This is a genomic window from Actinokineospora enzanensis DSM 44649 (assembly GCF_000374445.1).
Classification (GTDB): Bacteria; Actinomycetota; Actinomycetes; order Mycobacteriales; family Pseudonocardiaceae; genus Actinokineospora; species Actinokineospora enzanensis.
In genome coordinates this window covers 1-4,818 of sequence record NZ_KB894478.1, presented here as the reverse complement: position 1 = coordinate 4,818, position 4,818 = coordinate 1, and the positions used below count along the sequence as shown (strand labels likewise).

Sequence of the window (4,818 nt, the reverse complement as noted above, 5' to 3'; positions counted from 1 at the left end):
ACCCGGGCCGCGCGAGATCGAGGGCGCCGTCGGTATCAAGGCATCGGGACCCGGCCCAGCGGCGTTGTCGGAAGCGCCATCGGGACCACGAGACCGCACGCGTGCAAGTGGGGTGCAGGTGCCGGGAGTGGTGCTGGTGCGGGGAACGTGAAAGCGGAGTCGGAGCTGGGGGGAGGAGCGGCCGAGGCGGATCAGACCGGGAGGACGGCCGTCCAGGACGGGCGGTTGACGGACCCGGCCGGGATGCACTGGCCCACAGGCCGACGGGGAGCCGCCGTCCGGTAGCGCACCGCGCGCATCGCCCGTGGTCCCGGCGACGGTAGGGGCACACGACAGACAGCGGGTCCCACGGCGGCCATCGGTCGCAGACCGCTGCCGCCTGGGACCCGTGTGCGGCGCGTGACCCGAGCGAGCCTGCCGGGTGTGCTGGCCGCGATCGCGGCCAGCATTCAGCCCAAACCCACGCCAAGAGCCGCCGCTCAGAGCACGCGCAACCGCCGTAGGACCTCGTCCTCGCCCAGTGCCTGGGTGATGGCGTGCAGGTCCGGGCTGCGCGTCGAGCCCGTCAGAGCCACGCGCACCAGCTGGGAGGCCTCGCGGAGGGAGCCCGGGTAGGCGTCTGGGTTTTTCTTGAATTCCTTGGGGCTGGGCGCGAATCCGTGCTTCACCGTCAGCTGTCGGATCTGGTCGAACCACTCCGGCTGCGTCGCCAGCTGCTGGTACGACGCCACGAAGTCCTGCGCGAACGCGGACGCCACGGTGGGTGTGAGACCCACGGCGGCCAGGCGTTCGTCGGCCGCGCCGGTGAGCGGTGTGAACAGCTGCGAGAAGAAGAACCCGTACGCGGCCCGGAAGTCCGACCACTTGCGCAGGTCCTTGCGCGGATTGTCCCCACCACGCTCGACCGCGATCGCCCGCAGCGCCAGCTCACGCGATTCTGCCAACACGGAGGACAGCTCCTGGTCATAGACCGCCGCCCACGCGCGCACCGCGTCGTAGACCTCCTCGCCGCTCAACGTCGCGATGTGGTCCGCGCTGATGTCCTCCAGCTTGACCAGGTCGACCAACGGCCCGGCCACCCCGCACTGCGCCAGGTCGATCGGCGTCGCCAGTGCGTCGGTCAGCGGCACCTCCGCGAGTCGTCCGTTGGCGAGGCCGCGCAGGTAGTACAGGATCGCGGCGGACGGGTAGCCCGCCTCGATGTAGAAGTCGACGCCTGCTTCCGGGTCCTTGCGCTTGGACAGCTTCCGCTTGCCGCCCGGGATCTGCTTCATCAGCGGCGCGATGTGCGCGTAGGTGACCGGCTCGAAGTCCAGCGCCGTGAACAGCTGCTGGTGCAGTGGCACCGACGAGATCCATTCCTCGCCGCGGATGACCAGGTTCACCCGCATGAGGTGGTCGTCCACCGCGTGGGCGAAGTGGTACGTCGGCAGCCGCGGTGACGTGTCCGAGGACTTGAGGATCACCGTGTCGTTGCGGTTCGCCTCGTGCTCCAGCTCGCCCCGGATGGCGTCGACGAAGCTGGTCCGCTGGCCGACCGCATCGTCCGGCGCGCGGAACCGCACCACGTACGGGGTGCCCTCGGCGAGCTTCGCGGCCACGTCCTCGGGGGTCGCGTCGCGCCAGATCGCCCAGCTGCCGTAGTACCCGGTCGGCAGTTTGACGGCCTGCTGACGTGCGGAGATGTCGGCCAGTTCGTCCTTGGTCGCGAAGCAGAGGTACGCCTTGCCCGCGCGCAGCAGCTCCCGCACGTACGTCAGGTAGATGGTCTCCCGCGCGGACTGGTGGTACGGGCCGTAGTCGCCCTGGTCGTCGGCCTCGTCCGGGTGCAGGTCGAAGTAGTCGAACGCGCGCGCGAACTGCGCCAGCGCGCCCTCGACCTCGCGGGACTGGTCGGTGTCCTCCACCCGGACGAGGTAGGAGCCACCCGAGTGGGTGGCGATGTCCCGGTCGATGGTGGCCACGTAGATCCCGCCGATGTGCACGAACCCGGTCGGCGAGGGCCCGAACCGGGTGACCTTGGCGCCGTCCGGGAGCGCGCGGGCCGGGTAGCGCTGTTCCCAGTGCTCGGGCTCGGGCAGGTCGGCGGGGAACAGGGCGTCGATGACCGCGCGGTCCAGCATGGGGTGGAGTCTCGCTTCCGGGGTGAACCCGATCATGGAGTGGACAGGGACAACCGCCTCAGGCTAGCAATCCCCGCAGTCCACTTTCCCGGCTCAGTCCGCGAGCATGGCCTGCCGCAGTCCGGCCAGGGTCTTGGCCAGCAGCCGTGAGACGTGCATCTGCGACAGGCCGACCTGGTCGGCGATCTGGGTCTGGGTCTGGTTGCCGTAGAAACGCAACAGCAGGATGCGCCGCTCACGCTCCGGTAGCTCTGCCAGCAGCGGTTTGAGCGTCTCGTGGTACTCGACACCCGCCAGCGCCCGGTCCTCCATGCCGATCCGGTCGCCCACGGACGTGTTGTCCTCGTCCGGCCCGATGATCTCGTCCAGCGACTGCGACCGGTAGACCGCGCCCGCCTCCAGTCCCGCGTACACGTCCTCGATGGGCATCTCCAGGTGTCTGGCCAGCTCGGAGGGGGTGGGCGCGCGGCCGAGGCGCTGCGAGATCTCGCTGGTCGCCGCGTTCACCGCCAGGTGCAGCTCCTTGAGCCTGCGCGGCACGCGGACCGCCCAGCTGGTGTCCCGGAAGTGGCGGCGGACCTCGCCCATCACCGTCGGCACCGCGAACGACAGGAAGTCGCTGCCCCGGGCCGGGTCGAACCGGTCGATCGCGTTGATCAACCCGACCGTGGCCACCTGCAGCAGGTCGTCGTAGGGCTCGCCGCGGTTGGCGAACCGCTGCGCGATGTGCTGGGCGACCGGCAGGAACCCCGTCACCAGCTCGGACCGCAGTGACGCGCGTTCGGAATCGTCCGCCGGAAGCTGGTGCAGCATCGCGAACAACGGCGTGAGGTGGGCGTAGCCGGCGTTCTCCGCGCGGCGAGCGGAACTCGCGAGCTGTGGCTGGGTCACGCGGCGGTCGCCCTCCTCGACAGGCGGAGCTCGATGCACATCTCCGCGAACACGTCACCCTCGGAAACCCCGGTCGCGACCGACTCGGTCAACGCCGCGAGCAGCGTCCAGCCGAGACCCCCGCACTCCAGCGGCGTGTCGTCCAGTACGGGGACCACGCAGCGAACGTGCACGTCCTCGTCGGTCACCCGATAGCGCACCCCGAGCGACCCGAACGGCAACGCCCGCGCCACCAGGAGCGAGCACGCCTCGTCCACGACCAGCCGCAGGTCGGCGATCGACTCCATATCGAAGTCCCGCCGCATGGCCACGGCGGTGGACATCGTGCGCACCAAGGGCAGCTGCGCCAGCGTGGCCTCCACCCGCAGCTCGACCACCTCGCCCGTCTGCTCGCGCATCGCCTCGTCCCCGGCCGCCCCGGCCCGACCCCCGGGCCGGACAGCCCGACGGTGTCGCGGATCACGCGCCTCGGGTACCCCCGATCGCGGATTCCACACCTGGGTGGCACGCCGTGTCACCGCCGCGTGCCCCGGGTAGCCGACGGGGGAGGGGCAAGCACCGGAGAGGAGACGGATATGACCACCGCACGCGACATCATGAGCTCGGATGTCACCTGCGTCCGCTCATCGCAGACGATCCTGGAGGCCGCTCGGATGATGGCTGCGCTCGACGTCGGGGCATTGCCGATCTGCGGCGAGGACAATCGACTGCACGGCATGCTCACCGACCGGGACATCGTGGTGAAGGTCCTGGCCGAGGGCAAGGACCCGATGGCGGTGCACGCCGGGGACATCGCCCAGGGCAGGCCGATCACGGTCGGCGCGGACGACGACGCCGAGATCATCTTCTCGACCATGGCCCGGCACGGCGTGCGCAGGCTGCCGGTGATCGACGGCCACGACCTCGTCGGCATCGTCGCCCAGGCCGACGTCGCCCGCGCCATGCCCGCCCCCCGCGTCGGTGAGCTTTTGGAGGCCCTGTCCTCGTCGTCGCGGTGACCGGGGCGCCTCGGGGCCACGTGGCCCCGAGGCGTCAGAAGATCTTCACGATGCCCAGCAGGCTGACCACCGTCAGCCCCACCACCGCCAGTACGAACAACAACACGAACACCAACGTCGCGATCGGCCACGCCCGACTCGGATACCGCTCACGCCGCGACAGCCCCACGGTCGTACTCCCCGAGTCCGGCGGCGTGTCACCCGGGCGAACCCCACCACCCGGCTCCAGTCCGGGCGTCCGGTACGGGTCGGGATCCGGCGGCATGGCGGTCATCGGAACTCGCCTCCTCCACGGTCGACATCCCGCCGGCTACCCACCACACCCGCCAGAACCATCCCTCCGCCCCGACTTGTCCACAGCCAAGATCAATACCCGCTCCCGCCTCCCGCTCACCCGGGTAAAATGGAAACAGGGGGACCCCCTTCGAATTGTCCACAAGGGGCCGGATTCATCCCCAGGTACGCCGTCCCTCTTGACGAACGCGGCTCCCCGACGTTGTCCACAGCCAAGATCGACTTCTCGGCGAGATCTCAGTTCTCCCAGGTAGAGTGGAATCAGGGGGACCTTGACCTCAATGGGTCGATGCGCCGCCTGTGAGATGATCTTCATGGGTTCATGAGTGATCGGAGATTGCCTCGGTGGCGTGTCGTGTGGTGTTGGGTGTGGAAGAGCGGGAGACGATTTCGCGGGAATTACGCGCGGGAAGATCGTTGCGGTGTATTGGCCGGTTGTTGGGCAGGCATCATTCGGTGATCGCCCGGGAGGTCGCGCGTAACGGTGGTCGCGAGGGGTATCGCGCGGCCTC

At 69.5% G+C, this 4,818-nt stretch carries 6 protein-coding genes; 2 read left to right on the top strand and 4 right to left on the bottom strand.

Translation table 11 applies throughout. The features are described 5' to 3' along the window. Nucleotides 1–479: 479 nt before the first annotated feature. The 3 genes from C503_RS0136925 to C503_RS0136915 form a co-directional block, all read right to left on the bottom strand. On the bottom strand, nucleotides 480–2,123 hold the full coding sequence (locus C503_RS0136925; RefSeq protein WP_026317077.1) for a glutamate--tRNA ligase: 1,644 nt from the start codon (nucleotides 2,121–2,123) through the stop codon (nucleotides 480–482). A 93-nt stretch (nucleotides 2,124–2,216) separates the two neighbouring features. Beyond that, entirely contained in the window at nucleotides 2,217–3,014 is a 798-nt protein-coding gene (locus tag C503_RS0136920; RefSeq protein WP_018687213.1) for a SigB/SigF/SigG family RNA polymerase sigma factor, read from the bottom strand. Continuing rightward, complete coding sequence (locus C503_RS0136915) at nucleotides 3,011–3,412, bottom strand: ATP-binding protein (protein ID WP_018687212.1); 402 nt, start codon at nucleotides 3,410–3,412, stop codon at nucleotides 3,011–3,013. Before C503_RS0136915 ends, C503_RS0136920 begins: the two co-directional genes overlap by 4 nt. A 177-nt stretch (nucleotides 3,413–3,589) precedes the next feature. Here C503_RS0136915 and C503_RS0136910 point away from each other — a divergent pair, with 177 nt between their 5' ends. Continuing rightward, the gene (locus tag C503_RS0136910) at nucleotides 3,590–4,012 is read left to right on the top strand and encodes a CBS domain-containing protein (RefSeq protein ID WP_018687211.1); all 423 of its coding nucleotides are present in this window, start codon (nucleotides 3,590–3,592) and stop codon (nucleotides 4,010–4,012) included. A gap of 34 nt (nucleotides 4,013–4,046) precedes the next feature. On the opposite strand, the gene C503_RS0136905 is transcribed toward C503_RS0136910, so the two are convergent. Further along, a complete protein-coding gene (locus tag C503_RS0136905; protein ID WP_018687210.1) occupies nucleotides 4,047–4,286 on the bottom strand; it encodes a DUF6480 family protein in 240 nt (79 codons plus the stop codon). Nucleotides 4,287–4,651: 365 nt separating this feature from the next. Between C503_RS0136905 and C503_RS45495 the strand changes: the two genes are divergently transcribed. Beyond that, on the top strand, nucleotides 4,652–4,818 hold a 167-nt coding region (locus C503_RS45495; protein ID WP_342663438.1), incomplete at its 3' end, for a helix-turn-helix domain-containing protein.

Bases quoted from the DNA above. Each gene is read 5' to 3' on its own strand.
- C503_RS0136910 (WP_018687211.1), top strand. From the start codon at position 3,590: ATGACCACCGCACGCGACATCATGAGCTCGGATGTCACCTGCGTCCGC.
- C503_RS0136915 (WP_018687212.1), bottom strand. From the start codon at position 3,412: ATGCGCGAGCAGACGGGCGAGGTGGTCGAGCTGCGGGTGGAGGCCACG.
- C503_RS0136905 (WP_018687210.1), bottom strand. From the start codon at position 4,286: ATGACCGCCATGCCGCCGGATCCCGACCCGTACCGGACGCCCGGACTG.
- C503_RS0136925 (WP_026317077.1), bottom strand. From the start codon at position 2,123: ATGCTGGACCGCGCGGTCATCGACGCCCTGTTCCCCGCCGACCTGCCC.